General features: G+C 71.2%; 23 protein-coding genes. 13 read left to right on the top strand and 10 right to left on the bottom strand.

The features are described 5' to 3' along the window. Nucleotides 1-135: 135 nt before the first annotated feature. On the top strand, nucleotides 136-840 hold the full coding sequence (gene fabG / locus F9C12_RS03575) for a beta-ketoacyl-ACP reductase (protein ID WP_043826988.1): 705 nt from the start codon (nucleotides 136-138) through the stop codon (nucleotides 838-840). A 41-nt stretch (nucleotides 841-881) separates the two neighbouring features. Further along, nucleotides 882-1,649 carry an enoyl-ACP reductase FabI gene (gene fabI, locus F9C12_RS03570; protein ID WP_409180548.1) on the top strand — a complete coding sequence of 256 codons (768 nt, stop codon included), beginning with the start codon at nucleotides 882-884 and terminating at the stop codon, nucleotides 1,647-1,649. A gap of 52 nt (nucleotides 1,650-1,701) precedes the next feature. On the opposite strand, the gene F9C12_RS03565 is transcribed toward fabI, so the two are convergent. Next, the gene (locus F9C12_RS03565) at nucleotides 1,702-2,871 is read right to left on the bottom strand and encodes a Cmx/CmrA family chloramphenicol efflux MFS transporter (RefSeq protein WP_409464720.1); all 1,170 of its coding nucleotides are present in this window, start codon (nucleotides 2,869-2,871) and stop codon (nucleotides 1,702-1,704) included. A gap of 364 nt (nucleotides 2,872-3,235) precedes the next feature. Further along, nucleotides 3,236-3,820 carry a TetR/AcrR family transcriptional regulator gene (locus F9C12_RS03560; protein ID WP_409180546.1) on the bottom strand — a complete coding sequence of 195 codons (585 nt, stop codon included), beginning with the start codon at nucleotides 3,818-3,820 and terminating at the stop codon, nucleotides 3,236-3,238. Nucleotides 3,821-3,907: 87 nt separating this feature from the next. On the opposite strand from F9C12_RS03560, the gene F9C12_RS03555 reads away from it, so the two are divergent. Continuing rightward, nucleotides 3,908-4,951 (top strand): ferrochelatase, encoded by a 1,044-nt coding sequence (locus F9C12_RS03555; RefSeq protein WP_409186995.1) that lies wholly within the window; start codon nucleotides 3,908-3,910, stop codon nucleotides 4,949-4,951. A gap of 286 nt (nucleotides 4,952-5,237) precedes the next feature. Here F9C12_RS03555 and F9C12_RS03550 read toward each other — a convergent pair whose 3' ends face one another. Beyond that, nucleotides 5,238-6,035 (bottom strand): hypothetical protein, encoded by a 798-nt coding sequence (locus F9C12_RS03550; RefSeq protein WP_409180545.1) that lies wholly within the window; start codon nucleotides 6,033-6,035, stop codon nucleotides 5,238-5,240. A gap of 100 nt (nucleotides 6,036-6,135) precedes the next feature. Here F9C12_RS03550 and F9C12_RS03545 point away from each other — a divergent pair, with 100 nt between their 5' ends. Continuing rightward, the gene (locus tag F9C12_RS03545) at nucleotides 6,136-7,533 is read left to right on the top strand and encodes an ATP-binding protein (RefSeq protein WP_409180544.1); all 1,398 of its coding nucleotides are present in this window, start codon (nucleotides 6,136-6,138) and stop codon (nucleotides 7,531-7,533) included. Next, nucleotides 7,533-9,491 (top strand): hypothetical protein, encoded by a 1,959-nt coding sequence (locus F9C12_RS03540; RefSeq protein WP_409464719.1) that lies wholly within the window; start codon nucleotides 7,533-7,535, stop codon nucleotides 9,489-9,491. The genes F9C12_RS03545 and F9C12_RS03540 overlap by 1 nt, the downstream gene beginning before the upstream one ends. A gap of 57 nt (nucleotides 9,492-9,548) precedes the next feature. Here F9C12_RS03540 and F9C12_RS03535 read toward each other — a convergent pair whose 3' ends face one another. Beyond that, nucleotides 9,549-10,862, bottom strand: a complete 1,314-nt coding sequence (locus F9C12_RS03535; protein ID WP_409464718.1) for a cytochrome P450 — start codon at nucleotides 10,860-10,862, stop codon at nucleotides 9,549-9,551. 117 nt (nucleotides 10,863-10,979) lie between these two features. Between F9C12_RS03535 and F9C12_RS03530 the strand changes: the two genes are divergently transcribed. Next, nucleotides 10,980-11,744: a MerR family transcriptional regulator gene (locus F9C12_RS03530; RefSeq protein WP_409180542.1), complete on the top strand. Its 765-nt coding sequence runs from the start codon at nucleotides 10,980-10,982 to the stop codon at nucleotides 11,742-11,744. Nucleotides 11,745-11,826: 82 nt separating this feature from the next. Further along, entirely contained in the window at nucleotides 11,827-13,065 is a 1,239-nt protein-coding gene (gene mshC / locus F9C12_RS03525; RefSeq protein ID WP_409464717.1) for a cysteine--1-D-myo-inosityl 2-amino-2-deoxy-alpha-D-glucopyranoside ligase, read from the top strand. A gap of 64 nt (nucleotides 13,066-13,129) precedes the next feature. Here mshC and F9C12_RS03520 read toward each other — a convergent pair whose 3' ends face one another. Continuing rightward, on the bottom strand, nucleotides 13,130-14,755 hold the full coding sequence (locus tag F9C12_RS03520) for an ABC-F family ATP-binding cassette domain-containing protein (RefSeq protein ID WP_409464716.1): 1,626 nt from the start codon (nucleotides 14,753-14,755) through the stop codon (nucleotides 13,130-13,132). Nucleotides 14,756-15,152: 397 nt separating this feature from the next. Between F9C12_RS03520 and F9C12_RS03515 the strand changes: the two genes are divergently transcribed. From F9C12_RS03515 to F9C12_RS03505, 3 genes are read left to right on the top strand one after another with little or no spacing between them, the layout of a single operon-like run. Then, on the top strand, nucleotides 15,153-15,737 hold the full coding sequence (locus F9C12_RS03515; RefSeq protein ID WP_409464715.1) for a winged helix-turn-helix domain-containing protein: 585 nt from the start codon (nucleotides 15,153-15,155) through the stop codon (nucleotides 15,735-15,737). Beyond that, nucleotides 15,734-16,990, top strand: coding sequence for an MFS transporter (locus F9C12_RS03510; protein WP_409464714.1), 1,257 nt, complete (start codon nucleotides 15,734-15,736; stop codon nucleotides 16,988-16,990). The genes F9C12_RS03515 and F9C12_RS03510 overlap by 4 nt, the downstream gene beginning before the upstream one ends. Then, a complete protein-coding gene (locus tag F9C12_RS03505) occupies nucleotides 16,954-17,784 on the top strand; it encodes a metallophosphoesterase family protein (protein WP_409464713.1) in 831 nt (276 codons plus the stop codon). Before F9C12_RS03510 ends, F9C12_RS03505 begins: the two co-directional genes overlap by 37 nt. Before the next feature lie 36 nt (nucleotides 17,785-17,820). Here the strand turns inward: F9C12_RS03505 and F9C12_RS03500 are convergent, their stop codons facing one another. Then, nucleotides 17,821-18,090 (bottom strand): hypothetical protein, encoded by a 270-nt coding sequence (locus F9C12_RS03500; protein WP_409464712.1) that lies wholly within the window; start codon nucleotides 18,088-18,090, stop codon nucleotides 17,821-17,823. A 205-nt stretch (nucleotides 18,091-18,295) separates the two neighbouring features. Next, the gene (locus F9C12_RS03495; protein WP_409180535.1) at nucleotides 18,296-19,207 is read right to left on the bottom strand and encodes a PAC2 family protein; all 912 of its coding nucleotides are present in this window, start codon (nucleotides 19,205-19,207) and stop codon (nucleotides 18,296-18,298) included. A gap of 199 nt (nucleotides 19,208-19,406) precedes the next feature. Here F9C12_RS03495 and F9C12_RS03490 point away from each other — a divergent pair, with 199 nt between their 5' ends. From F9C12_RS03490 to hisG, 3 genes are all read left to right on the top strand, one after another. Then, the gene (locus F9C12_RS03490) at nucleotides 19,407-20,045 is read left to right on the top strand and encodes an HAD family hydrolase (protein ID WP_409466959.1); all 639 of its coding nucleotides are present in this window, start codon (nucleotides 19,407-19,409) and stop codon (nucleotides 20,043-20,045) included. A 64-nt stretch (nucleotides 20,046-20,109) separates the two neighbouring features. Next, a complete protein-coding gene (locus tag F9C12_RS03485; RefSeq protein WP_033287726.1) occupies nucleotides 20,110-20,373 on the top strand; it encodes a phosphoribosyl-ATP diphosphatase in 264 nt (87 codons plus the stop codon). A gap of 35 nt (nucleotides 20,374-20,408) precedes the next feature. Beyond that, nucleotides 20,409-21,254, top strand: coding sequence for an ATP phosphoribosyltransferase (gene hisG, locus F9C12_RS03480; RefSeq protein WP_409464711.1), 846 nt, complete (start codon nucleotides 20,409-20,411; stop codon nucleotides 21,252-21,254). Between the two features lie 144 nt (nucleotides 21,255-21,398). On the opposite strand, the gene F9C12_RS03475 is transcribed toward hisG, so the two are convergent. The 3 genes from F9C12_RS03475 to F9C12_RS03465 form a co-directional block, all read right to left on the bottom strand. Next, nucleotides 21,399-22,334, bottom strand: a complete 936-nt coding sequence (locus F9C12_RS03475) for a ParA family protein (protein ID WP_409180532.1) — start codon at nucleotides 22,332-22,334, stop codon at nucleotides 21,399-21,401. Between the two features lie 62 nt (nucleotides 22,335-22,396). Continuing rightward, nucleotides 22,397-23,188, bottom strand: coding sequence for a thioesterase family protein (locus F9C12_RS03470; protein ID WP_409464710.1), 792 nt, complete (start codon nucleotides 23,186-23,188; stop codon nucleotides 22,397-22,399). Next, a complete protein-coding gene (locus F9C12_RS03465) occupies nucleotides 23,188-24,078 on the bottom strand; it encodes a RecB family exonuclease (RefSeq protein ID WP_409180530.1) in 891 nt (296 codons plus the stop codon). The genes F9C12_RS03470 and F9C12_RS03465 overlap by 1 nt, the downstream gene beginning before the upstream one ends. Nucleotides 24,079-24,369 lie beyond the last annotated feature (291 nt).

The following is a 24,369-nucleotide window of genomic DNA, read 5'->3' as shown; positions in this document are numbered from 1 at the left end:
CAACCGGGCAGTAACCATCAAGGTCGAGACGCGGTTCCTTACCTCCGCTTAGGACGGGAGTGCCGGGTGCGCCGCCGGTCAGCGCAGCCGATAGCCTCAGGCGGGCGCAGCAGCGAAGACGACGAGGAGAACTCAGTGGGACGGTCGGTCTTGGTCACCGGCGGCAACCGAGGCATCGGGCTGGCGATCGCCCGCGACCTCGCGGAGCAGGGCCACCGGGTCGCGGTCACGCACCGCGGGTCCGGCGCGCCGGAGGGGCTTTTCGGCGTGCAGGCCGACGTCACCGACGCCGAGCAGGTGGACGCGGCGTTCAAGCTCGTGGAGGAGCACCAGGGGCCGGTCGAGGTCCTGGTGTCCAACGCCGGGCTCACCGACGACACCCTGCTCATGCGGATGTCGGAGGAGCAGTTCGAGCGCGTGCTGAACGCGAACCTCACCGGGGCGTTCCGCGTCGCCAAGCGGGCCTCGCGCGGCATGCTGCGCGCCCGCTGGGGCCGCTTCGTGTTCATCTCGTCCGTGGTGGGCCTTTCCGGCTCGGCCGGGCAGGCGAACTACGCCGCGTCGAAGGCCGGTCTGGTCGGCTTCGCGCGTTCGCTCGCGCGGGAGCTGGGCTCGCGCAACATCACCGCGAACGTGGTCGCGCCCGGCTTCGTGCACACCGACATGACCGACGCGCTGAGCGAGGACCGGCGCAAGGAGATCCTCGCCAACGTCCCGTCCGGCCGCTACGCCGAGCCGGCCGAGATCGCCGCCGCGGTGCGGTACCTGTCCTCGGACGAGGCGGGCTACGTCAACGGCGCGGTGCTGCCCGTCGACGGCGGCCTCGGCCTCGGCCACTGATTCTTCTTTCCCGTACCCAACCCCACGACCTGGAGGACGCGTTGCCCGGATTGCTCGAAGGCAAGCGGCTGCTGATCACCGGCGTCATCACCGACGCCTCCCTCGCGTTCCACGCGGCCCGCATCGCCCAGCAGGAGGGCGCGAAGGTCGTGCTCACCGGCTTCGGACGGCTTTCGCTGGTGGAGCGCATCGCCAAGCGGCTGCCCGAGCCCGCGCCGGTGCTGGAGCTGGACGTCACGAACTCCGAGCACCTGGACTCGCTGGCCGACCGCGTCCGCGAGCACGTCGACGGCCTCGACGGCGTGCTGCACTCGATCGGCTTCGCGCCGCAGAGCTGCCTCGGCGCGCCGTTCCTGGACGCCCCCAGCGACGACGTGAAGGTCGCGGTGGACGTCTCGGCGTTCTCGTTCAAGTCGCTCGCGGTCGCGACGCTGCCGCTGCTCGGCCGCGGCGCCTCGATCGTCGGCATGGACTTCGACGCGCGCGTCGCGTGGCCGGTCTACAACTGGATGGGCGTCGCGAAGGCCGCGCTCGAGTCGGTGAACCGGTACCTGGCCAAGGAACTCGGCCCGCGGGGCATCCGGGTCAACCTGGTCAGCGCCGGCCCGATGAAGACCATGGCCGCCAAGTCCATCCCCGGCTTCGGCGAACTCGAAGGCGGCTGGGACGGCCGCGCGCCGCTCGGCTGGGACTCCTCGGACCCGGAGCCGACCGCCAAGACGGTGTGCGCCGTGCTGTCCGACTGGCTGCCCGCCACCACCGGGTCGATGATCATGGTCGACGGCGGAGTGCACGCGCTCGGCATCTGAGCTGGTTTGTGCGATGGCCCCGCGGGATCCTTTCCCGCGGGGCCATTTCTCTTTAGACGGTCGCCAGTCGCGGCGTGTGGTCGCGGTGGTGCAGACGCAGGGCGAATGTCAGGGCCGCCAGCGCGAGCGCTCCGAGCGCGACGCTCACCCACGCCACGCTCGAGAAGCCGAGCCCGGCGCTGATTGTGGTGCCGCCAAGCCACGGGCCGACGGTGTTGCCGACATTGAACGCGGACGTCGTGCTCGCGCCGACGAGGGTCGAGGTGCCGCCTGCCTCGGCATAGGCTCGGACATTGAGCGCTGGGTTCGCTGCGAATCCCGCTGCGCCGAGGACGAGTACAGCGGCGACCGCGACGACCGGGTTGGTGGCGAAGGCGAGCGCGACGAGAGCGGCGACGGCAATGCCGAGGCTGCCGTAAAGGGTCGCGAACGGATACGCGTCAGCGAGTTTGCCGCCCGCGAAAATTCCGATTACCGCGCCGCCGCCGAACAGCGCGAGCACTACTGGCACCGCGGATTCCGGCAGTCCTGCGACGGAGACCAGCAGGGGAGCGAGGTAGCTGAACGTCGCGAACACCATCGCCTGCAGGAGGGCGATCACGCCGAGCGCGAGCCACAGTCGGCTGCGGCGGAACACGCGCAGTTCTTCGGCGATTCGCGGGGCTTCGGTGTGCTTCGCGGTGCGCGGGACCGTCAGCAGGACGGCGATGGCGGCTACGACGGTCAGTGCGGCTACTGCCCAGAAGGCGCTCCGCCAGCCTGCGTGCTGGCCGAGAAGGGTGCCTGCCGGGACGCCTACGACGTTGGCGATGGTGAGGCCGCCGACCAGTACTGCGAGCGCTTGTCCGCGGCGGGCTTCCGGGACGAGGCTGACGGTGGTCGCGGCGGCTACCGCCCAGAATCCGGCGCAGGCGACCGCGCTGATGATTCGGGTGGCGAAGAGGATGGCGTAGCCGTCGGAGACCGCGCCGACGACGTGTGCGGCGGCGAAGACGGCCAGCAGGCCCAGGAGGGTGGTCCGGCCGGGGAGGCGGAGGGTGCTGACGGCGAGCAGCGGGGCGCCGACGACCATGCCGATGGCGAAGGCGGAGATCAGGAGGCCCGCGTCCGGGATGGTGACGTTCAGGTCGGCGGCCATGCCGGGGAGGAGGCCGGTGATCATGAACTCGGAGGTGCCCAGCGCGAAGATGCTGAGGCCGAGCACGAAGACGGCTAGGGGCATTGTCTGGGGTCGCTTTCTGGAATCGGTGGTACAAAATTGGGTCGGGTTTTGGGGCGTGTTCGGCTCGTCGCCCTGGCGGGCGACATTGCCGGTTGATGGGTTGCGTGGGGCCCCCGAAGTTTGATTGTGCTGACGGTTCGGGGGTGCTTGTCAAGGCGGGAAAGATGCCTTGACAAGCACCCCCGAACCGCAGGGAGGCTTCGTATCGGGGGCGGGGGGAGGTGTGGGTGCCTCGCTCGTTGGGTGCGGCGGTTGCTGTTGGTGCGTGGTGTGAGGGAGGGGCTGGGTGCTTCGATTTTTGGGTGTAGTGGTGCGGTTTTGGTGTGTGTGGTTGGGAGGTTGTCGGGGTGGTGTCAGTGGGTGGTTAGCGGCGGGCTACTGCGCTCGTCGCGATTTCCGCTACTGACGTCAGTGCTTCTCGTTCTGCTCCGCGGCGGGACATTGTGCGGAGGCCCGAGATGGTGGCGTGGATGAAGTTCGCGATGTCGGCGGCGTCGCGGTCGCGGGTGACGCTGCCGTCTGCTTGGCCGGTGCGGGCGAAGTGGGTCAGTGCCGACAGGTGTGCTTCGGTGTCGGCGTTTACCTGTGCCGCGAATTCCGGGTCGGTGGTGCCGAATTCGGCGATGGTGTTCACCATCAGGCAGCCGCGTCTGCCGTTTTCCAGTTCGTCGTCGATGGTCGACGCCAGGAGCAGGCGGATGGCTCCCAGTCCGTCCGGTGCGTTGTCCAGCAAGGTTTCCCGCAGCCGGATGCCTCGGTGCGAGTAGTGGTCGAGCACGCGCCGGAACAGTTCGTGTTTGCTGGAGAACGTGTTGTAGATGCTGCTGCGGCCCAGTCCGGTGGCGGCGCACAGTTCCTCGGTCGAGGTCGCTTCGTATCCGCGTGCCCAGAAGGCGTTCATCGCGCCTTCGAGCGCTTCGGTCTCGTCGAACTCTCGTGGCCTCGGCATACCGACCACGCTAACATATTTTAGATAGCTCAGTACACAACTGGCCCGCCGAGGCGTGCGGAGCGCCACAGGGGCAGGATGAGCACCGTGGGTTACGACGCGTTGCTATGGCTTTCGTTCGGCGGTCCGGAGGGGCCCGACGAGGTGATGCCGTTCCTGGAGAACGTCACCCGGGGGCGGGGCGTGCCGCGGGAGCGGCTGCTCGAGGTTGCCGAGCACTACCAGCACTTCGGCGGGGTCTCGCCGATCAACCGGCTCAACCGGGCCGCGATCGCCGCGGTCGAGAAGCAGCTCGCGGCGGAGAACATCGAGCTTCCGGTGCACTTCGGCAACCGCAACTGGGCGCCGATGGTCGAGGACACCGTGGCCAGGATGAAGGACGCGGGCGTCCGTCGCGCGTTGGTGTTCCCGACGAGCGCGTACGGCGGCTACTCCGCGTGCCGTCAGTACGACGAGGACATCGAACGAGCCCGCGCCGCCGTCGGCGAGGGTGCGCCGGAACTGGTGAAACTGCGCCAGTTCTTCGACCACCCGCTGTTCGTCGCCGCGGTCGCCGACGCAGTCCGCGCCGCCCACGCGAAACTCGGCAACCGTCCCGGCACGCGCACGGTCTTCACCGCCCACTCGATCCCGGAAAGCGCCGACCTGGCCTCCGGCCCACCGTCCGAAGGCGGCCGCCGTTACTCGAGCCAGATCGCCGAAGCCGCCCGCCTCGTGGCCGCCGAAGCGGGAATCGCCGAGTACGACGTGGTCTGGCAGTCGCGCTCCGGCCCGCCGCAGATCCCGTGGCTGGAACCGGACATCGTCGACCACCTCGACGCCCTGCACGCGCAAGGCGTGGACTCGGTAGTGGTCAGCCCGATCGGCTTCGTCGCGGACCACCTGGAGGTAATCTGGGATCTGGACAACGAAGCAGCAGACCGAGCCGCCGAACACGGCATGGCCTTCGCCCGCGCCGCAACGCCAGACGCCGACCCGAGGTTCGCGGAAATGGTGGTCGAACTGGTCCGCGAACACCTGACGGACGCCCCCGCGCGAAAACTCTCGCCCTTCCCAGCGGCAGGCTGCACCGTCAACGGCGCCCCCTGCGCACTCAACTGCTGCGAACCCCCGCGCCGCCCCACCCGCTAACCGCCCCTGTTCCCCCCCCACGGACTTCACGGAGCCACCACGGCCGCAGGGCGGGGCGCTAGCCCCACCCAAAAACCGCACCGCTGCACCCAAACAGCGAGGCACCCACACCTCCCCCCGCCCCCGATACGAAGCCTCCCTGCGGTTCGGGGGTGCTTGTCAAGGCATCTTTCCCGCCTTGACAAGCACCCCCGAACCGTCAGCACAATCAAGCTTCGGGGGCCCCACGCACCCCATCAACCGGCAATGTCGCCCCCCAGGGCGACGAGCCGAACCCCCCACCCCCTCAAACCTGCCGATCCCCCTGCTCAGCAAAAACCCGCACCGCCTCATTAACCGACGCCGTCCGAGCCCCCCGAACCGCCTCCGTCAACGGCCGCAACGCCTCCGCCCGCCGATTCACCGCCGAAGCCGACAACGCCCCACCGGGATCATCCGCCTGAGCCACAGCCAAAATCGCCGAAATCTCCTCGGCCCGCTGCAACACCCGCAACGCCCGCCCCGGCGTCCCGGCAGGCCACTCCACCTGAGGCCGAGCCCGCAAATGCGCCGACAACTCCGCCCGCACCCCAGGCCGATCGCTGGCCACGTCCAACGCCTGCAACGCCCCAGCACTCGCCCGGATAGCGTCAGTCAACCCGTGCTCAGCATCCGGCAACGGCTGATACTCCAGCGAAACCGGCGCGGGAAGCGAATACACCGTCCACCGCATCAACCCTTCGGCGATCGGCTCCGGCACCAGCCCGAACCCCAGCCCGCCGAGCACCACGGCCTCCCCGCACCGCAACGCCGCCTCCGCGAACGGCCCGCCCCCGCCGAGACCCCGCACATCGCCCGGCACCGGCAGCACGAGCTGAACACTGACCGCCCCCTGCGCCCGCAACGCGAGGAGCAGCTGCACCGGAGTGGCCGCCCGGTGAAAGGCGAGCGGCAGATCGAACGCCTCGGCCGCGGCGGGATCGGCCGCTACGACGTCGTGGGCCTCGGCCCAGTCCTGCAAGGCGTCGAGGACGTCGTCGGACGCCGCGGCCCCGTTCAGCCACGCGGAGGACCAGACGGCGAGAGTCGCACTGGGTCGGCACACGACTGCTCATTTTACCGGTTCCTCCCGGCTCCGCCGATCCCCGCCCGGCTGGAGCCGCTCCACATCGACGGATGCCGGAACGGTCAGTAGCGTCGAAGGGGTGAACGCTGTTCCCGACGCTCTTCCCCGCACCGCCGGCGAGCTCCGCGCCGCCGGATACGCCCCGCGCCCGATCGCGCGCGAGATCCACGACAACCTGCTCGCCGCGCTGCGCGAGGGCCGCGACGCCTGGCCCGGCATCGTCGGCTTCTCCCGCACCGTGCTGCCCCAGCTCGAACGCGCCCTGCTCGCCGGGCACGACGTCGTCCTGCTCGGCGAACGCGGTCAGGGCAAGACCCGCCTGCTGCGCACCCTGGCCGGCCTGCTCGACGAGTGGACCCCGGTCATCGAGGGCTCCGAGCTGGGCGAACACCCGCTCGAGCCGATCACGCCCGCCTCGATCCGGCGCGCCGCCGAACTCGGCGACGACCTGCCGGTGGCCTGGCGGCACCGCAGCGAGCGCTACACCGAAAAACTGGCCACGCCGGACACGAGCGTGGGCGACCTGATCGGCGACGTCGACCCGGTGAAGGTCGCGCAGGGCCGCAGCCTCGGCGACCCGGAGACCATCCACTTCGGACTCGTGCCGCGCGCGCACCGCGGCATCGTCGCGATCAACGAGCTGCCCGACCTCGCCGAGCGGATCCAGGTCGCGCTGCTGAACGTGATGGAGGAACGCGACATCCAGGTCCGCGGCTACACGCTGCGGCTGCCGCTGGACGTCCTCCTCGTCGCCACCGCCAACCCCGAGGACTACACCAACCGCGGCCGGATCATCACGCCGCTGAAGGACCGGTTCGGCGCGGAAATCCGCACGCACTACCCGCTGGACGTCGAGTCCGAGGTCGCCGTGGTGCGCCAGGAGGCCAATCTCGTCGCGGAGGTCGGCGAGCCGCTGCTGGAGGTGCTGGCCCGGTTCGTGCGCAACCTGCGCGAGTCGCCGGTGATCGACCAGCGTTCCGGCGTGTCCGCCCGGTTCGCGGTGGCGGCGGCGGAAACCGTCGCGGCGGCGGCGCTGCGCCGGGCCGCGGTGACGGGGGAGGACCCGGCGGTCGCGCGGCCGGTCGACCTCGAGGCCGTGCCCGCCGTGCTGCGCGGCAAGATCGAGTTCGAGCCCGGCGAGGAAGGCCGCGAGGTCGAGCACCTCGTGCACCTGATGCGCCGGGCGATCGCGGAAACCGCCCGCGAACGGTTCGCCGGGCTGGACCTGCGGCCGCTGTCCGACGCGGTGGCGGACGGCCACCTGGTCGCCACCGGCGAGCGCGTCCCCGGCTCGGAAGTCCTTGCCGCGCTGCCGGAACTGCCGGTGCTGCACGAGGTCGCGCAGCGGGCCGGAGTGGGCGCGGACGAGCCGGCGGGCCGGATCGCGGCGGCGGTCGAACTGGCGCTGGAGTCGCTGTTCCTCGCCCGCAGGCTGGCGAAGGACTCCGACGACGGCACGACGGTGTACGGCGAATAATGCCGCTCTTACCGGAGGGATATTCCTACGGCCCGTGGCACGACGGGCCGGATCCGCTGGCCCCGCCCGCCGACCTGCGCGACGCGCTGGACGAGATCGGCCGCGAGGTCATGGGCGGCTCGTCGCCGCGCGCGGCGCTGGAGGAACTGCTGCGCCGCGGCACCGAACGCACCGCCGGCCTGGACGAGCTGACCCGCCGGCTGTGGCAGCGCCGCTCGCAGATCCAGCGGCGGCACCGGCTGGACGGCACGCTGCGGGAAGTCCAGCAGCTGCTGCAGGAAGCGCTTCAAGCCGAACGCCGGGAACTGTTCCCGGACCCCGACGACGAGGCCCGCTTCCGCGAAGCCCAGCTCGACGCGTTGCCGCCGGGCACCGCGGCGGCGGTCCGCGAGCTGAACGAGTACGACTGGCGTTCGGACGAAGCCCGGCAGAAGTACGAACAGATCCGCGACCTCCTCGGCCGCGAAATGCTGGACGCGCGCTTCCAGGGCATGAAGCAGGCGATGCGGAACGCCGGTCCGGAGGACGTCGAGCGGATCAACCAGATGCTCGGCGACCTCAACGCGCTGCTCTCCGCGCATGCCCAGGGCGCGAGCGACATCGGCGAACGCTTCAGCGAGTTCATGCGGCGGCACGGCGAGTTCTTCCCGGAGAATCCGCGGAACGTCGACGAGCTGATCGACGTTCTCGCCGCCCGTTCCGCCGCCGCGCAGCGGATGCTGAACTCGATGTCCGAGGAACAGCGCGCCGAACTGGCCGAGCTCGCGAACCAAGCGTTCGGCGACCCGAGGCTGGCGCAGCAACTGTCCGCTTTGGACTCCCAGCTGCGCGCGTTGCGGCCGGGGGAGGATTGGACGTCGTCGTCGCGTTTCCGCGGCCAAGACCCGCTGGGCCTCGGCGAGGGCGCGCAGGCCATGGCCGACCTGGCGGAACTGGACGCGCTCGCCGAGCAGCTCGGCCAGTCGTATCCCGGCGCCCGGCTGGAAGACATCGACCTGGAGGCACTGGAACGCCAGCTCGGCCCGGACGCGGGCGTCGACGCTCGCCGGCTGTCCGAATTGGAACGAGAACTGCGGCAGCAGGGCTTGTTCGAGCGTGCCGCGGACGGCACCCTGCGGTTGTCTCCCAAGGCATTGCGCCGCCTCGGCGAGACCGCACTGTCCGATGTGGTCAATTCGCTGCGCGGCAAGACCGGGGAGCGCGAGACCGAATCCGCGGGCGCGGCGGGCGAACCGACCGGATCGAGCCGTCCCTGGCGGTTCGGGGACATGCAGCCCTGGGACGTCCCGCGGACCGTGCGCAACGCGGTGTTGCGCTCCGCTGCGGTGGGCGAGGGGAGTGTTCGCCTCGACGTCGAGGACGTCGAGGTCGTCGAGACCGAACACCGCTCCCGAGCCGCGGTCGCGCTGCTGGTCGACACGTCGTGGTCGATGGTCCAAGAGGGCCGCTGGCTGCCGATGAAACGCACCGCGCTGGCGCTGCACCAGCTGATCAGCACCAGATTCCGCAACGACGCCCTGCAGCTGATCACCTTCGGCCGCTACGCGATGCCGGTGGAGCTGCCCGAACTGGTCGGCCTGGAAGGCACCTGGGAACAGGGCACCAACGCGCACCACGCGCTGCTGCTGGCCGGACGGCACCTGCGCCGCCACCCGGACGCCCAGCCGGTCGTCCTGATGGTCACCGACGGAGAGCCGACCGCCCATCTGGAACCGGACGGCGAGGCGGAATTCTCCTATCCGCCGGAACCGGCGACCATCTACAAGACACTGTCCGAAGTGGACCGGATCGCCAAGCTGGGCGCGTCCGTGACCGTTTTCCGGCTGGGCGACGACCCGCGTCTGGAAGCCTTCGTGGACACCATCGCCCGCCGCTCCGGCGGGCGGGTCGTGGCCCCGGACCTGGACGGCCTGGGCGCCGCGGTCGTAGGCGACTACCTCCGCACGCGCCGCCGCTGACCCCCGGGCAAGGTCCGGGAAGGGCTCGCTGACTCACTCGCCGAGCCCTTCCCGGACTTACCGGCGGTGCACCAGGATCCGGGCGCCGTCGCCGGGCACGAGCGTGATGTGCCGCGTCTTGGTCCGCTCCGGCCGCGGGCTCGGCGCGCTGACCCGGTATCGCGCGAACAGCTCCCGCAGCACGATCGTCGCCTCCAGCAACGAGAATCCCGCCCCGAGACAGCGCCGCGCGCCGCCGCCGAAGGGGAACCAGCTGCCGGTCGGCGGTCCGCTGCCGAGGAATCGCGTCGGGTCGAACACCTCCGGCGACGGATGGTGCTCCGCGTCCGCGTGAATCATCGAAATCGACGGCAGCACCAGGTACCCGGCCGGAACCGTATACGGCCCCACGCGGACGTCCTTGGTCAGCTTCCGCGAAACCTCGGAAATGATCGGCCGCAGCCGCATCGCTTCCTTGGCAACGGCTTCCAGGTACTTCTCGTCGCCCTCGCCGGCCGCGCGGGCGGTCTCCGCGGCGGTGACCGGATCCCGGGCCAGCTCGTGCAGCGCCCAGGCCAGCGCGGTCGCCGTGGTCTCGTGCCCGGCCAGCAGCAACGTGATCAGCTGGTCGCGCAGTTCGAGATCGGAGAGCTGATCGTCGCCGGGAACGGTCAGCAGCCGCGACAGCACATCGCTTCGCTCCGCCAGATCCGGCGCGGCCCGCCGTTCGGCGATCTCCGCGTACAGCAGCTGGTCGACCCGCTCCTGCCGCTCGCGGTTCCGCCGCCACGGCCCGAACTTCTGCAGCGCCGGGCTGTGCCAGCCGAAGAGATCGAGCGCGCTGATGTCGATGACCTGCTCCAGCGCCACGCGCAACTCCGCGAGCCGAGGCCCGTCGGTCACGCCGAAAACGACCCGCAGGATCACTTCCAGGGTCAGCGCGCGCATCCGGTCGTGCGCCCGGAACGCCCGGCCCTGCGGCCAGCGCTCCAGCTCCGCGACGGTCAGCTCGGTGACCAGGTCGCGGTACCCGCGCATCGCCGCCCCGTTGAACGCGGGCATCAGCAGCTTCCGTGCCCGGCGGTGCTCCTCCTCGTCGGTGAGCAGCACGGAATGCTCGCCCAGCATGGGTTTGAGCACCATGTTCCCCTCGCCGGCGTGGAACGTCTCGACCGGACCGGCGAAGATCTCGCGGACCAGATCGAGGTCCCCGATCAGCACCACCGAACGCTCCGGGTAGAGCTTCAGCCGCACGACGTCGCCGTAACGCCGCCGCAGCAGCGGAAGCAGGGAGTTGCGGAAAGCGCCGAAAAGGACGGTCTGGACGGCGAGCGGCAGGCGGGGACCGGGGGGAAGAGGAGAATGGGCGCGGAGGGGCGTGCGCAAAGCCATGCTTCGTTCGTACTCGCGCCGGAGCGCGGTGTCCACCAGACTTGACCCTCACGCGACGTGAGGCGCGATCGTGGTTTCTCGCAAGGGCCATTCGGCCGAAGAAACGGGGGGAGAGCGATGGGCTACCGGGTGGGCGAGGCGGCGGCGCTGGCCGGCGTCACCGTGCGCACGCTGCACCACTACGACGAGATCGGCCTGTTGTCGCCGAGCGGGCGCACCGCGTCCGGCTACCGGCGCTACGCCGCCGCCGACCTCGACCGGCTGCAGCGGATCCTGCTCTACCGGGAGCTCGGCTTTCCCCTGGAGACGATCGCGTCCGTGCTCGCGGAGCCGGGAACCGACGCCGACGGCCACCTGAAACGGCAGCGGGAGCTGCTGGTGGCGAAGGCGGAGCGGATCGCGCGCATGGTCGCGGCCGTCGATCGATTGCTGGAGGCGAGAGCCATGGGCAACGCGTTGACGCCCGAGGAGAAGTTCGAAGTGTTCGGCGGGTTCCAGGTGCCGGACGGCTACTCGGAGGAGGCGGTCCGCCGGTGGGGCGGCTGCGCCGAGTGGCAGCAGACCCAACTGCCGGAGAGCAAGGAGGAGTGGGCCGAGGCGGAGCGGCGGCGGAAGGACTGGGTGCGGCGGCTGGTCGCGCTGGTCGACGACGGCGCGCCCGCGGACAGCCCGGCGGTGGCCGAGCTCGCCGAGGAGCACCGGGCGATGCTGGCGGCGGTGATGGGGGAGTGCGGGTACGAGATGCAGCAGAAGATCGCGGACCTGTACGCCGACGAGCCCGCGCAGCTGGCGTTCCTCGTCCGGGAGGACGAGCAGCGGCCCGGCATCGGGGCGTATGTGCGGGACGCCGTCCGGGCTAACGCCGTCCGGCAACGGGTCTGATCCCCGGGGGTGGGAGGGACACCGCGGTCGTCCCTCCCACCTCATGGGAAAGCGGACGGACGTCACGCTTACAGTCGGAGGCATGCAGACTTGGTCCTCCGTCGCCGTGCCCCGGCTGCCCGGCACCCCTCGCCCCCTCCGGCTCCACGACACCGCGACCGGGCAGGTCCGCCCGAGCGCGCCCGGGGCCGTTGCCCGGATGTACGTCTGCGGCATCACCCCCTACGACGCCACCCACCTCGGCCACGCCGCCACCTATCTCGCGTTCGACCTGGTCAACCGGATCTGGCGGGACAACGGGCACGAGGTGCACTACGTCCAGAACGTCACCGACATCGACGAGCCGCTGCTGGAGCGCGCGGAACGCGATTCGGACGACTGGGTCGTGCTCGGCATGCGCGAGACGGCGCTGTTCCGCGAGGACATGGAAGCGCTGCGGGTGCTGCCGCCGAAGCAGTTCGTCGGCGCGGTCGAGGCGATCCCGGAGATCGTCGAGGTGATCGCGAAGCTGCTCGCCAACGGCAGCGCCTACCGCGCGGACGACGCCGAGTTCCCGGACGTCTACTTCGACCACAACGCGACCGGCCGGTTCGGCTACGAGTCGAACTACGACGCCGAGACCATGGCGAAGTTCTTCGCCGAGCGCGGCGGCGACCCGGACCGTCCCGGCAAGCGGCACCCGCTGGACGCGCTGCTGTGGCGCGTCGCCCGCGAAGGCGAACCGTCGTGGGAGTCGGAGCTGGGCGCCGGACGGCCGGGCTGGCACATCGAATGCAGCGCCATCGCGGTGAACCGCCTCGGACTCGGCTTCGACGTGCAGGGCGGCGGTTCCGACCTGATTTTCCCGCACCACGAGTACAGCGCCGCGCACGCCGAGGCCGTCGCCGCCGATCACCCGTTCGCCCGGCACTACGTGCACGCCGGGATGATCGGGCTCGACGGCGAGAAGATGTCGAAGTCGCGCGGCAACCTGGTCTTCGTGTCGCGGCTGCGCGCCGACGGCGTCGACCCGGCGGCGATCCGGCTCGCGCTGTTCGCCGGGCACTACCGCGAGGACCGGGCCTGGACCGGCCAGCTGCTGGTCGACGCGCAGGACCGGCTGGCCCGCTGGCGCGAAGCGGTCGCGCTCCCGGCCGGACCGGACGCGGAGGACACCGTGGCGCGGCTGCGCGACCACCTCTCCGACGACCTGAACACCCCGAAGGCCCTCACCGCGATCGACGCGTGGGTCACGTCGGCGCTGCGTCGCGACGGCACCGACCAGGCCGCTCCGGGCCTGATCAAGGAGGCCGTGGACGCCTTGCTGGGCATCGTTCTCTGAGTTTCAGCCGCGGGCAGTGGCCGGAACTCCCGGCCACTGCCCGCCGACTCAGCTGTATAACGACCTATACATCCTCGCGATGGCCGTCCGCCAGTGCGAGGTGGTCGCCCTCCCAACGGCGGCGCAGCCACCGATCATGGGAAGCGAGGACGACCGCGCCGGGCGCGCTGTCCAGCGCCTCGGACAATTCCTCGGCCAGGCTGAGCGACAGGTGGTTGGTCGGCTCGTCCAGCAGCAGCACGTCCGGCGGTTCCGCGAGCAGCACCGCCAGCGCCAGCCGGCGACGCTGCCCCACTGAAAGCTCGCCGACCGGCCGGTCGTGCTCCCTCGGCGGCAGCAAGCCGAGCGTGGACAGCGAAGGAGCCGCCTCGCCGGCCGCGGCGCGGTACACCTCCTGCGCGGTCCGCTTCGGCCGAGCGAACGCGACGTCCTGCTCCAGCAGCCCCACTCGCACGCCGGGTCCGAAGTGGACAGTCCCGGCCGACGGCGTGAGCTGACCGGCCAGCACCGACAGCAGCGTGGACTTCCCGGCACCGTTGCCGCCGGTCACGAGGAGCCGCGCGGTGCGGTCCACGTCCAGCTCGTCCAGGTGCACGCGGCCGGGCACCGCGATGCCGCGCACCGACACGGCAGGGCCCTCGCCGCCGGTGTCCGCGGTGAGCGGGGCCCGAAACCGCAGTGGTGCGGGCGGTTTGCGGACCTGCTCGCGCTCCAGCGTGTCGAGCTTGAGCTGGGCGTTGCGGACCCGGCGGGAAATCTGCTTCTGCACGCGGCCGGTCTTGAAGTCGTAGAGCATCTTCGCGTTGTCCCGGGGAGCGCGGTCGTGCGCTACCCGCCGCGCGGTGCCGTGCACGGCTTCCCGCAGTTGTTTGAGTTCCTCCTGTTCTTCGCTGAACCGCTGCTCCCACCGGGCTCGTTCGGCCTTTTTCTGGCCGAGGTACGCGGTGTAGCTGCCGCCGTAGCGCGTCGCGCCGCCGACGCGGCGGTCCGCCGGCGCTGGGTCCAAGTCCACGATGTCCGTGCAGACCGCGTCGAGGAACACGCGATCGTGCGAGGACAGCACGACGACGCCGGTCAGCTCCGCGAGGTGGCGCTCGAGGAACTCCATGGCGTTGTCGTCGAGGTGGTTGGTCGGCTCGTCGAGCAGCAGAATGCGCGGCCGCCGGACCAGCAGCGCGGCCAGCCCGAGCCGCGACCGCTGGCCGCCGGAAAGCGTCTGCAGCCGCCGGTCGTGCTTGATGTCGCCGAGTCCGAGACCGGCGAGGACGAGGTCCGCGCGCCGGTCCGCGTCCCAGAGGTCGTGGGCCTGAGCCCATTCCAGGACGTGGCCGTACTCGCTGAGCGCCTCCGGATCGTCGGGGCGTTCGGCGAGCACGGTGGCCAGTTTGTCGAGCGTTGCGGCGGCGGTGCGGATCTCGGCCAGTGCCTCGTCGAGGACGTCGGAAACCGTTGCGGTGCCGGCGAACGGCAGCTCCTGGAAGAGGAAGCCGAGATCGCCGTGCCGCACGACGTCGCCGGCGCGCGGGACTTCGAGCCCGGCGAGCAACCGCAGCAAGGTGGATTTCCCGACCCCGTTTTCGCCGACGAGACCGATCCGCCTCCCCGGCGACGCGACGAGCGAGACGCCGTTGAGGACGGTGCGGGCGCCGTAGCCGAAAACGAGATCGGAGGCGTGCAGGACAGTAGACATGAGTGATCACCGGGCCTTTGCGGTGGAAGCAGAAATCCCCGACGGGCAACGCGCGGCTTCCCGGGAGCAGGGCTCGACCGGGAGCGGCCTCGATGCGGGGAGGGCTCGGATCAGCTGTACATGATGGCCAGGAGGATAACTCGGGAGCGGCGGGGGAGGGCAACCGGTTTTTCTCCGGACGCGGTCCGCGAACCTGGCTCCGAGCGGCCGCGCGAGGAGCTGTTCCGCCACCGCGGCGACTAGCGCTCGCTGCCCGCGTACGACCCCGAAGCGGCCGGTTCGCTCTGAGCGTCTGGCGCTCCTTGCCGCGCGGTGCCGGTCTGCTTGACGTCGCCCGGTCGGCCTGCAACTCTGAAAGAACTGTTTCGAAAGAAACCCTTCAGAGTTTGGACCGCTGATGACTGAACTGCCCCCGCGGAAGCGAGTCGACGACGTCGAGCTGCTGCGCGCGCTCGCCCACCCGCTGCGGTCCGCCCTGGTGCACCACCTGATGGCAGTCGGCCCGTCGACGGCGAGCGAATGCGCGGACGCGGTCGGCTCGACGGCGTCGAACTGCAGCTGGCACCTGCGCAAGCTGGCGGAACACGGCCTGGTCGAGCGGGCCGAAGGCGGCGACGGGCGGGAGCGGCCGTGGCAGGCCTGCCAGGTCGGGCTGGTGCTCGGCGGCTCGGGGGACGACCCGGCGCTCGCGGCGGCGCAGCTGGCGGTCACCGGCACCGAACTGGCCGAGGAGCAAGAGCTGACCCAGCGGTACCTCGACACGATCGAGCAGCTGGACGAGGACTGGCGCGAGGCAGGCGGCTTCTTCTCCTACGGATTGAACGCGACCCCGGAGGAAGTCGCCGCCCTGACCAAGGCGATCGACGACCTGGTCCGGCCGTACGTCAGCACAATCCGCACAGACGCCCCGGCCGGCGCCCGCCCGGTTTTCCTCGGCATGCGCGCGTTCCGCCGGATCGGGCACGACGGGAAACCGGCATGAGACGGCTGCTGGCGGCACCGGGATTCGCCCGGCTGTGGGTTTCCGCGTTCTTCGGCGAGACCGCCGAATGGATGCTGCAGGTCGCGCTGCCGGTGTACCTGTTCGTCCGCACCGGATCCGCGGTCACGACGGCGCTGAGCATCGTGCTCGGGCTGCTGCCCGCAGTACTGCTGAGCCCGGTCGCGGGGATCGTCGCGGACCGGTGGGACCGCCGGGTCGTGCTGGCGGTCGTGTGCGCCGGGCAGGCGGTCGTGGTGCTGCCGCTGCTGGCCAGCGCCGAACTGCCGGTCGCGGCGGTCTACGCGGTGATGGCGGCGCAGGCCGGGCTGGCGTCGGTGTTCGAACCGGCGCGCAGTGCGCTGGTCCCGGAGCTGGTGGGCGTCGAGGACGTCACCCCGGCGAACGGGCTGATGAGCGTGAACAGCAGCGTCGCGCGGCTGGCGGGCGGCTGGGCCGGGGGAGCGTTGCTGGGCTGGGGCGGGCTGGACCGGGTGGTCGCCGGCTACCTCGTCGCGCTCGCGGCGGCGGGGATGCTGCTCGCGTTCCCGTTCCGCCGGGTCGCGGTCCGCACGACCGCGCCGGAGCGAGCGGACTGGCTCGCGGGCGTGCGCGATCTGGCGGGAGATCGGCTGCGGGCGACCAGTGCGTCTGCGCTGCTGACTTCGCTCGCGCAGGGCATGTTCCTGGTGCTGTTCGTGGTGTTCGTGCTCGACCTCCTCCGGGGCAGCGAGGCGGACGCCGGGCTGTTGCGCGGAGTGCAGGCGATCGGCGGCCTGGCGGCCGGATTCGCGGTGGCGACGCTGGCGCGCCGGGTCGCGCCGGTGCTGCTGCAGGGCTGGGGCCTGGTCGCCGCGGGGCTGATGTCGGCGGCGATCTGGAATCTGCCGGGCGCGACCACGGTGCTCGGGGTATACGTCGGCCTGTTCATGGCCGTCGGCGCGCCCGCCGTCGTGGCCGGGGCCGGGCTGCTGTCGCACGTGCAGGCCGAGACCGGGCCGGACCGGGCGGGACGGGTGCTGAGCACGGTGTACGCGCTGATGGCCGCGGGCACGGCGGCCGGTGCGCTGCTGGCCGGCGCGCTCGTCGCGGTGACCGGGCCGACAGTGCTGCTGAACGTGCAGGCAGGCCTCCACGTGAGTGCCGGGCTGGTCGTTCTGGGGTGGGGGAATGGGCGGTTCCGGCGCTCCCGGGCGCGGAAAGTCGTTACGGTGGACGGGTGCCGTCTCTCTTCGCCACCAGCGACCTCCACGTGACCCACGAGGGCAACGGCCCGATCGTCGACGAAATCGTGCCCGGCGGTCCCGGCGACTGGCTGCTCGTCGCCGGCGACGTCGCCGAGTCCGCCAAGGTCGTCCGGGAGACGCTCGCGACGCTGCGCGAGCGGTTCGCCAAGGTCGTGTGGGTCCCGGGCAACCACGAGCTGTGGACCACGCCGAACGACGAATGCCAGCTGCGCGGGCAGGCGCGGTACGAGTTCCTGGTGGAGCAGTGCCGCGCGATCGACGTGCTCACGCCCGAGGACGAGTTCCCGGTGTGGGACTTCGGCCCGGAGCCGCTGACCGTGGCGCCGCTGTTCGTGTTCTACGACTACAGCTGGCGCACCCCGGCGACCGAGGGCAAGACCCGCGAAGAAGCGCTCGCGCACGCCCGCGAGATCGGCGTCGTGTGCACCGACGAGTACTACCTGCACCCGGATCCCTACGAATCGCGCGCGGCCTGGTGCGAGCAGCGGCTGAAGGTCAGCCGCGACCGGCTGGACGCGATCCCGGCCGGGCGCCGCACGATCCTGATGTCGCACTGGCCGCTGCACCGGCACCCGACGAACCCGTTGTACTACCCCGATTTCGCGCTCTGGTGCGGCACCACGCAGACCGAGGACTGGCACCTGCGCTACCGCGCCGAGCTGGCCGTGTACGGGCACCTGCACATCCCGCGCACGACGTCCGCGGACGGGGTGCGCTTCGAGGAGGTGTCGCTCGGCTATCCGCGGGAGTGGCGCAAGCGGGAACGCGGCGCGGTTCCGGTGCGGAGGCTGCTCACCGCCTGAGCGCGACCGGCCAGCCCGGTCGCGCTCCTCGGCGGATCAGTCGAACGAGAGCCGACAGGCCGTCGCCGCGACCTGTGCGGGGACGTAGGCGCGGCGAAGCACCCAGTAGCACTCCTCGAACGAGTCGGCGTCGCACGCGTCGTGGGCGAGCCAGGGCTCGACGTCGTACTCGCCCACCGCGTAGTCCATGCAAGCGCCGAAGTTGTTCACCTTCACCGGCGAAACCGGTGCCGCCGACGCTGTCGCCGCCGACGCGGTGAGCGCGCCCGCCGCGAGCACTGCCGCCGCTAGTGCCTTGCCGAACATTCCCATACCTCCTGGTCCGCGCGATGTCGCTCGCGCAAGGCCAGTCAACGAGACGCACTCGGGACGGCACCAGAGCCGCGCGGCGCGATCAGTCAACGGCGCAGGCGCCGTCATCCCGCCGGGCGGCCCGGATCACTGTTCGGAGTTGCTCGATCACGGTGCGTTCCCTCGCTCGGGCAAGGGGAACACCCGGTCCCGAGGCGGGTCAGCGGAGGCCGAACCCGCCGTCCTGCCCGGGGCGGCGGCGCCGCAGGTAGCGCTCGAACTCGGCGGCGATCTTGTCGCCGGAGACCTCTTCCATGGTGAAATCGGTCTCCGCGTCGCCGCGTTCCTCGAGGCTGCGCACGTACTCGCTGATTTCCTCGTCCTCGTCGGCCATCTCGCTGACCGTCTGCTGCCACTCCTCGGCCTGCTCCGGCAGCGCGCCCAGCGGGATCTCGACGTCGAGCACGTCCTCCAGCTTGTGCAGCAGCGCCAGCGTGGCCTTCGGCGACGGCGGGTGCGAGACGTAGTGCGGCACCGCGGCCCAGATCGACACCGCGGGGATGCCGGCCTGCACGCAGTAGTCCTGCAGGATCCCGACGATCCCGGTCGGGCCCTGGTAGTTGTTCACCTCGAGCCGGTACTTGCTCGCGGTGTCCTTGTCGTGCGCCGTCCCGGTGACCGGGACCGGCCGGGTGTGCGCGGTGTCGGCCAGCAGGGCGCCGAGCGCGACCACCATCGCCACGTCCAGCTCCTGGACGTGCTCCACGATCTCCGCGCAGAACTTGCGCCAGCGCATGTTCGGCTCCGGGCCGGTCACCAGCACCAGGTCGCGGTCGTAGCCTTCGGGGCGGCACACCGACAGCCGCGTGGTCGGCCATTCGACCCGCCGGGTGATGCCGTCGACCATCTTCACCGTGGGGCGGCTGACCTGGAAGTCGTAGTAGTCGTCCGGTTCGAGCTCGGCCAGCGGGGTCGCGTCCCAGGTGAGCTGGAGGTGTTCGATCGCCTGGCTGGCCGCGTCGCCCGCGTCGTTCCAGCCTTCGAAGGCCAAAATCATGATCGGGCGCGGGGCATCGGCGCGGTCCTGCTCCGGGTCGCCGGGCCGCGGGGTGTCGTCGACAGGCTCACTCACCTGACCAGCCTACGGCCTCGGCCACCTACGCTGCGCAGCGTGTCCGCCCCCGCGTGTCACGGGACGGGTGTGGCCCCGCTCACGGCGGACCGCGTGGGACGCTGGAGGGGAGCGCGCCCGGCCGGGGCGCCGCGCCGGACAAGGAGACACTGTGACTGCACCGTCCTCTTCGGACGGATTGGCGGCTGTCCTCTGGGACATGGACGGCACCCTCGTCGATTCCGAGAAACTGTGGGACGTCGCGCTGTACGAGGCCGCCGAGGCACTCGGCGGCACGCTTTCGGAGGAAGTCCGGATGACGCTCGTGGGGTCCAACATGGACGCCACCGCGACCGTGCTGCTGGAGCAGACCGGCCGCCCGGTCACGCCGGAAGCGGTCGCGGAAACGGGGGAGTGGATCCGCCGCCGCACCGCCGGGCTGTTCGACGACGCGCTGCCCTGGCGTCCCGGCGCGCGCGAGGCGCTGGCCGCGGTCCGCGCGGCCGGGCTCAAATCCGCACTGGTCACCTCCACCGAACGGGCGCTGACCGAACTCGCGCTGGACACGATCGGGCGGGATTTCTTCACCGTCACGGTCTGCGGCGACGAGGTCGACGGCCAGAACAAGCCCCTCCCTCGGCCGTACCTGAAGGCCGCCGAACTGCTCGGCGTGGCCCCGGAGCGCTGCGTCGCGGTCGAGGACTCGCCGCCGGGCGCGGAGTCGGCCGAACGCGCCGGCTGCACGGTGCTCGTGGTGCCCAACGACGTGGCCGTCCCGGACGGCCCGCGCCGCGTGTTCCGCACGTCGCTGGCCGGCGTCGGCGTGCCCGAACTGGCCGCGCTGCTGCCGCCGCTGTGACCTCGGCGGCTTCCGGGTCACCCGGAACGGCGCGGGCGAGCGCGGGATGAAAGGATTCGGCCCCGTGAAGACCTTCGATGAGCTGTTCGCGGAGCTTGCCGAGCGCGCGCGTACCCGTCCCGACGGGTCCGGCACCGTCGCCGCACTGGACGCCGGAGTGCACGCCCAGGGCAAGAAGGTGCTCGAAGAGGCGGGCGAGGTGTGGATCGCCGCCGAGCACGAGTCCGACGACCGGCTGGCGGAGGAGATCTCGCAACTGCTGTACCGGGTGCAGGTGCTCATGCTCGGCCGGGGGATCTCGGCCGAGGACGTGTACCGCTACCTGTGACGCGCTCGCGCACCGGAGACCGAGGAGAGACCGAAATGCTGCGTGTTGCCGTGCCGAACAAGGGAGCCCTCGCCGCCGCGTCGGCGGAGATGCTTTCCGAGGCGGGCTACCGCAAGCGACATGACGGCAAGGACCTGACCGTCCTCGACCCGGTCAACGAGGTCGAGTTCTTCTTCCTCCGCCCCAAGGACATCGCCATCTACGTCGGTTCCGGCGAGCTGGACCTCGGCATCACCGGCCGGGACCTCGCGCTCGACTCCGGAGCCCCGGTCGAAGAGGTGCTCGCGCTCGGGTTCGGCGCGTCGACGTTCCGGTACGCCGCTCCCGCCGGGCGCGACTGGAAACCGGCCGACCTCAAGGGAAAGCGGCTCGCGACGTCGTACCCGCGGCTGGTCCGCGACGACCTCGCGCGGCACGGGGTCGAGGCCGAGGTGATCCGGCTCGACGGCGCGGTGGAGATCTCGATCCAGCTCGGGGTCGCGGACGCCATCGCGGACGTCGTCGAATCCGGGCGCTCGCTGCGGCAGCACAATCTCGTCGCGTTCGGCGAGCCGATCTGCGCGTCCGAGGCGGTGTTGCTGCAGCGCGCCGGCAGCGAAGGGTCGCGGGCGAAGTCGCAGCTGGCGGCACGGCTGCAGGGCGTGGTTTTCGCGCAGCACTACATGATGCTCGACTACGACTGCCCGCGCGACATCCTCGAGCAGGCCATTTCGATCACGCCGGGCCTGGAGTCGCCGACGGTGGCCCCGCTGGCGGACGAGAAGTGGGTCGCGGTGCGGGCGATGGTGCCCCGCAAGGAAGTCAACCGCATCATGGACGAACTCGCCGAAACCGGCGCGAAAGCCGTGCTGGCGTCCGACATCCGCTCCTGCCGGCTCTGATCGCGATCGCTCCGCCGGCGCGGCGGGATCGCCTTCAAGCCGACGTGGGGGCGGAGCGGCGTGCGGGCCTGGCGGCCTGTCACACCCCTCCGCCCCGACGCCGGCGCGATCCCGCGTTGTTGTCAAGTCCGAAGTGGACAGTCTTCAGCGCGGGCGGTTCGGCCGTTTCGGCATCAGGTCGTACAGCTTCTTGCGCGCGCCGTTGTCGTTGACGTTGCGGGCCACCGCGACCTCGGAGATGAAGTCCTCGAAGACGAACTCGTCGTCAGCGGGAACCTCGGTGGGACCGGGATTCTGCGCCAGGTACCCGTCCAAGGTCTCGGCGATCTCGCGGAACGACACCGCCTGGATGGTCTCCGGGGCGAACGTCGTCACCGGGACGCCGTGCGCGGCCGCCTCGTTCATCACCACCCCCAGCGGGATGTGCGAGAGCATCGGCACGCCGAAGGAGTACATCTCCTGCAGCGCGGCCGCGGCGTAGTGCGAGATCGGGCGGCGGTACAGGCCCGGCACGATGCCGAACCACGAGATCGGGGCGCGGCCGGTGGTCTGCTCGACATAGCGGACCTGCTCCGACAGCAGGCGCAAGGCCCGGATGCTCGTCTTGTCCGGCTGGACCGGCACCAGGATGCCGTGCGAAGCGGCCAGCGCGTTGTTCGTCAGCACGTCCTGGGCGGGCGGGCAGTCGATGATCACGTGGTCGTAGTGCGCGAACTGGATCACCCGCGCCAGCTGCCAGCCGGGCACCCGGAACTGGTCCAGCCTGCGGATCAGGTCGAACATCCCCGGCGACGTCGGGATCACGTCGAACGCGCCGCCGCGGCCCAGGTTGCTGCGCGGATGCGGCACCGCCAGCTGCTCGATCGGGCCCTTCCACAGCTTCGTCAGCGCCTTCGCCAGGCTCGGCGCGTCCGCCGGGACCTCGTCCATGCCGAGCATCTCGGTCGTCGCGTGCCCCTGCGGGTCGAGGTCGACGAGCAGCACCCGCCTGCCTCGTTCGGCGAGGGCCGCCGCCGCGCCCACGCTCAGCGAGGTCTTGCCCACCCCGCCCTTCTGGTTGACCACCGAGGTGATCTGCATGCCGGAGCGCTCCCTTGTCGGTCGTTCCGCGAAGGCTATCGGACTTGCCCGCGCCAGCGCGCTCATCCGCCCCCGGCCTGTCGCGGACGCACCAGCAAAGCCTGCGCGCCCGTGCCGACCGGACCGGACCGGTCGTGCAGCGTACTGGTCGCGGTGCCGATCCCGTGCGGCCCGACCAGCGTGACCGCGTCGAGCCCGATCCACTCGCCCTCGGGCATCCGGCGCAGGTGCACGGTCAGCTCCGAATTGATGAACCACCAGTCCGCCGCCGGCAGGAAATGCGACACCCCGCTGCCGGAATCGGCGATCACGAACAACCGCTGCAGCCCCGTCGGCTCCTCGCCGTCGACCAGCGGATACCGCTGCCGCGCCCACACCGCGGCCGGACCCGGCCCGGAAATCGCCCCGCGCACCGAACGCCATTCGATCGCGTGCAGGTAACCGCCCTGCCAGCCGTCCGGGAAAGCCGCTTCGCTGCCCGCCTCGGCCGCGGGCAGCAGCGGACCGCCGTCGGTGGCGATGCCCGCCGTGTCGGACGTCGCGATCCGCCACCCCGACGCGCGCGCCACCGTCCGTCCGTCCGCGGACAGCTCGGACTGGACCAATTCGACCGTCCGGCCCGGCCGTTCGATCCACGACCGCTGCTCCAGCACGCCCACCGGAGCCGGGCCGAGAATCTCGACCGTCACCCGGGCCAGCTCCGCCGGACGATCCGACCCCAGCCGTTCGAGCCCGCGCACCAGCAGCGCCGACGGCGGGCCGAAATGCTGCGCGCCCGGACTCCACGGGCCGGTGGTGTGCTCAGTCGCCTCGTACCGCTCGCCGCCCAGCGGGAGGAAGAACGCGTCGCCCATCAGTCGGCCCGGTCCAAGACCGTCTCCTCGCCCGGATCCGGCTCCGGCCAGCCCGGATACTCCGGCGGCGTCCCCCCGAACTCCGGGCAATGCGCCTGATGGTCGCACCACGAGCACAGCTTGCCCTTGTTCGGCCGGAAATCGCCGGTCTTGCCCGCCCTCAGGATCGCCTGCCAGATCGCCTCCAGCGTGCGCTCGAACCGGACCAGCTCCGCCTCGTCCGGCGTATACGCCAGCGACTGGCCGTCGGTCAGGTACATCAGCTTCAGCTGCCGCGGGACCACCCCGCGCAACCGCCACAGCACCAGCGCGTAGAACTTCATCTGGAACAGCGCCTTCGCCTCGCCGATCTCGCGAGGAGCCGCCCCGGTTTTGTAGTCCACGACCCGGATCTCGCCGGTCGGCGCGACATCCACCCGGTCGATGTACCCGCGCAGCAGCACCCCCGAGCCCAGCTCGATCTCGACGTGCAGCTCGCACGCCTCCGGCTCCAGCCGGCGCGGATCCTCCAGCTCGAAATACGCGTCGAGCAGCTTCTCGGCCGAAGCCAGCCACTTGTCGGTCTCGCCCGGCTCGCCGTCCGCGAACAGCTCCGTCCACTCCGGACTCTCGCTCGACAGCTCGCTCCACGTCGGCGCGAGCAGCTCCTTCGCCCGCGGAGCGACCCGCTCCGCGGCGGGAAGCGCGAAAAGCCGCTCCAGAACCGCGTGGACGAGCGTGCCGCGCAGCTGCGCCCGGGTGGGCACCTCCGGCAGCCGATCGACCGCGCGGAACCGGTACAGCAGCGGGCACTGCTTGAAGTCGCTCGCCCGGGACGGCGACAACGCGGGCCGCCTCCGGGCGGGCGCGTCGGCCCCGGGAGGGGTGGTGACCGTGGCGGTGTCGGACATGGCCAGAGCGTAACGCGGGGGTACGACAATTGTGTTTGCCCCGCCTTCGGCGGGGCGGGCGGGATCGCCTTCAAGTCGGCGTGCGGAGGGGCGCTGCGCCCGGCCCGGGGGGCCGTGCACAGCGCCCCTCCGCACGCCGACGCGATCCCGCGTGGTGGCTGGGTTGGGAGTGGCTGGGGTCGGGGTTGGGGTGGTTGGGTCGGAATGGTTGGGGCCGGGGTGGCTGGGGTCGGGGGAGACGGGAGTGTGGCGTGGGCGGGGTCGGTGTGGTGGGGAGGCCGTCGGGGATGT

The organism is Amycolatopsis sp. GA6-003 (assembly GCF_046267895.1).
In the GTDB taxonomy this organism is placed as follows: domain Bacteria; phylum Actinomycetota; class Actinomycetes; order Mycobacteriales; family Pseudonocardiaceae; genus Amycolatopsis.
Note: the sequence above shows the minus strand (reverse complement) of the source record. Positions and strands in the feature narration are given on the sequence as shown.

What these genes read in the sequence shown, in the direction of transcription:
- F9C12_RS03565 (WP_409464720.1), bottom strand. Translation starts at nt 2,871, where the DNA reads ATGCCCCTAGCCGTCTTCGTGCTCGGCCTCAGCATCTTCGCGCTGGGC.
- F9C12_RS03560 (WP_409180546.1), bottom strand. Translation starts at nt 3,820, where the DNA reads ATGCCGAGGCCACGAGAGTTCGACGAGACCGAAGCGCTCGAAGGCGCG.
- F9C12_RS03540 (WP_409464719.1), top strand. Translation starts at nt 7,533, where the DNA reads ATGCCGCTCTTACCGGAGGGATATTCCTACGGCCCGTGGCACGACGGG.
- F9C12_RS03535 (WP_409464718.1), bottom strand. Translation starts at nt 10,862, where the DNA reads ATGGCTTTGCGCACGCCCCTCCGCGCCCATTCTCCTCTTCCCCCCGGT.
- F9C12_RS03530 (WP_409180542.1), top strand. Translation starts at nt 10,980, where the DNA reads ATGGGCTACCGGGTGGGCGAGGCGGCGGCGCTGGCCGGCGTCACCGTG.
- mshC (WP_409464717.1), top strand. Translation starts at nt 11,827, where the DNA reads ATGCAGACTTGGTCCTCCGTCGCCGTGCCCCGGCTGCCCGGCACCCCT.
- F9C12_RS03520 (WP_409464716.1), bottom strand. Translation starts at nt 14,755, where the DNA reads ATGTCTACTGTCCTGCACGCCTCCGATCTCGTTTTCGGCTACGGCGCC.
- F9C12_RS03515 (WP_409464715.1), top strand. Translation starts at nt 15,153, where the DNA reads ATGACTGAACTGCCCCCGCGGAAGCGAGTCGACGACGTCGAGCTGCTG.
- F9C12_RS03510 (WP_409464714.1), top strand. Translation starts at nt 15,734, where the DNA reads ATGAGACGGCTGCTGGCGGCACCGGGATTCGCCCGGCTGTGGGTTTCC.
- F9C12_RS03500 (WP_409464712.1), bottom strand. Translation starts at nt 18,090, where the DNA reads ATGTTCGGCAAGGCACTAGCGGCGGCAGTGCTCGCGGCGGGCGCGCTC.
- F9C12_RS03490 (WP_409466959.1), top strand. Translation starts at nt 19,407, where the DNA reads ATGGACGGCACCCTCGTCGATTCCGAGAAACTGTGGGACGTCGCGCTG.
- hisG (WP_409464711.1), top strand. Translation starts at nt 20,409, where the DNA reads ATGCTGCGTGTTGCCGTGCCGAACAAGGGAGCCCTCGCCGCCGCGTCG.
- F9C12_RS03475 (WP_409180532.1), bottom strand. Translation starts at nt 22,334, where the DNA reads ATGCAGATCACCTCGGTGGTCAACCAGAAGGGCGGGGTGGGCAAGACC.
- F9C12_RS03470 (WP_409464710.1), bottom strand. Translation starts at nt 23,188, where the DNA reads ATGGGCGACGCGTTCTTCCTCCCGCTGGGCGGCGAGCGGTACGAGGCG.
- F9C12_RS03465 (WP_409180530.1), bottom strand. Translation starts at nt 24,078, where the DNA reads ATGTCCGACACCGCCACGGTCACCACCCCTCCCGGGGCCGACGCGCCC.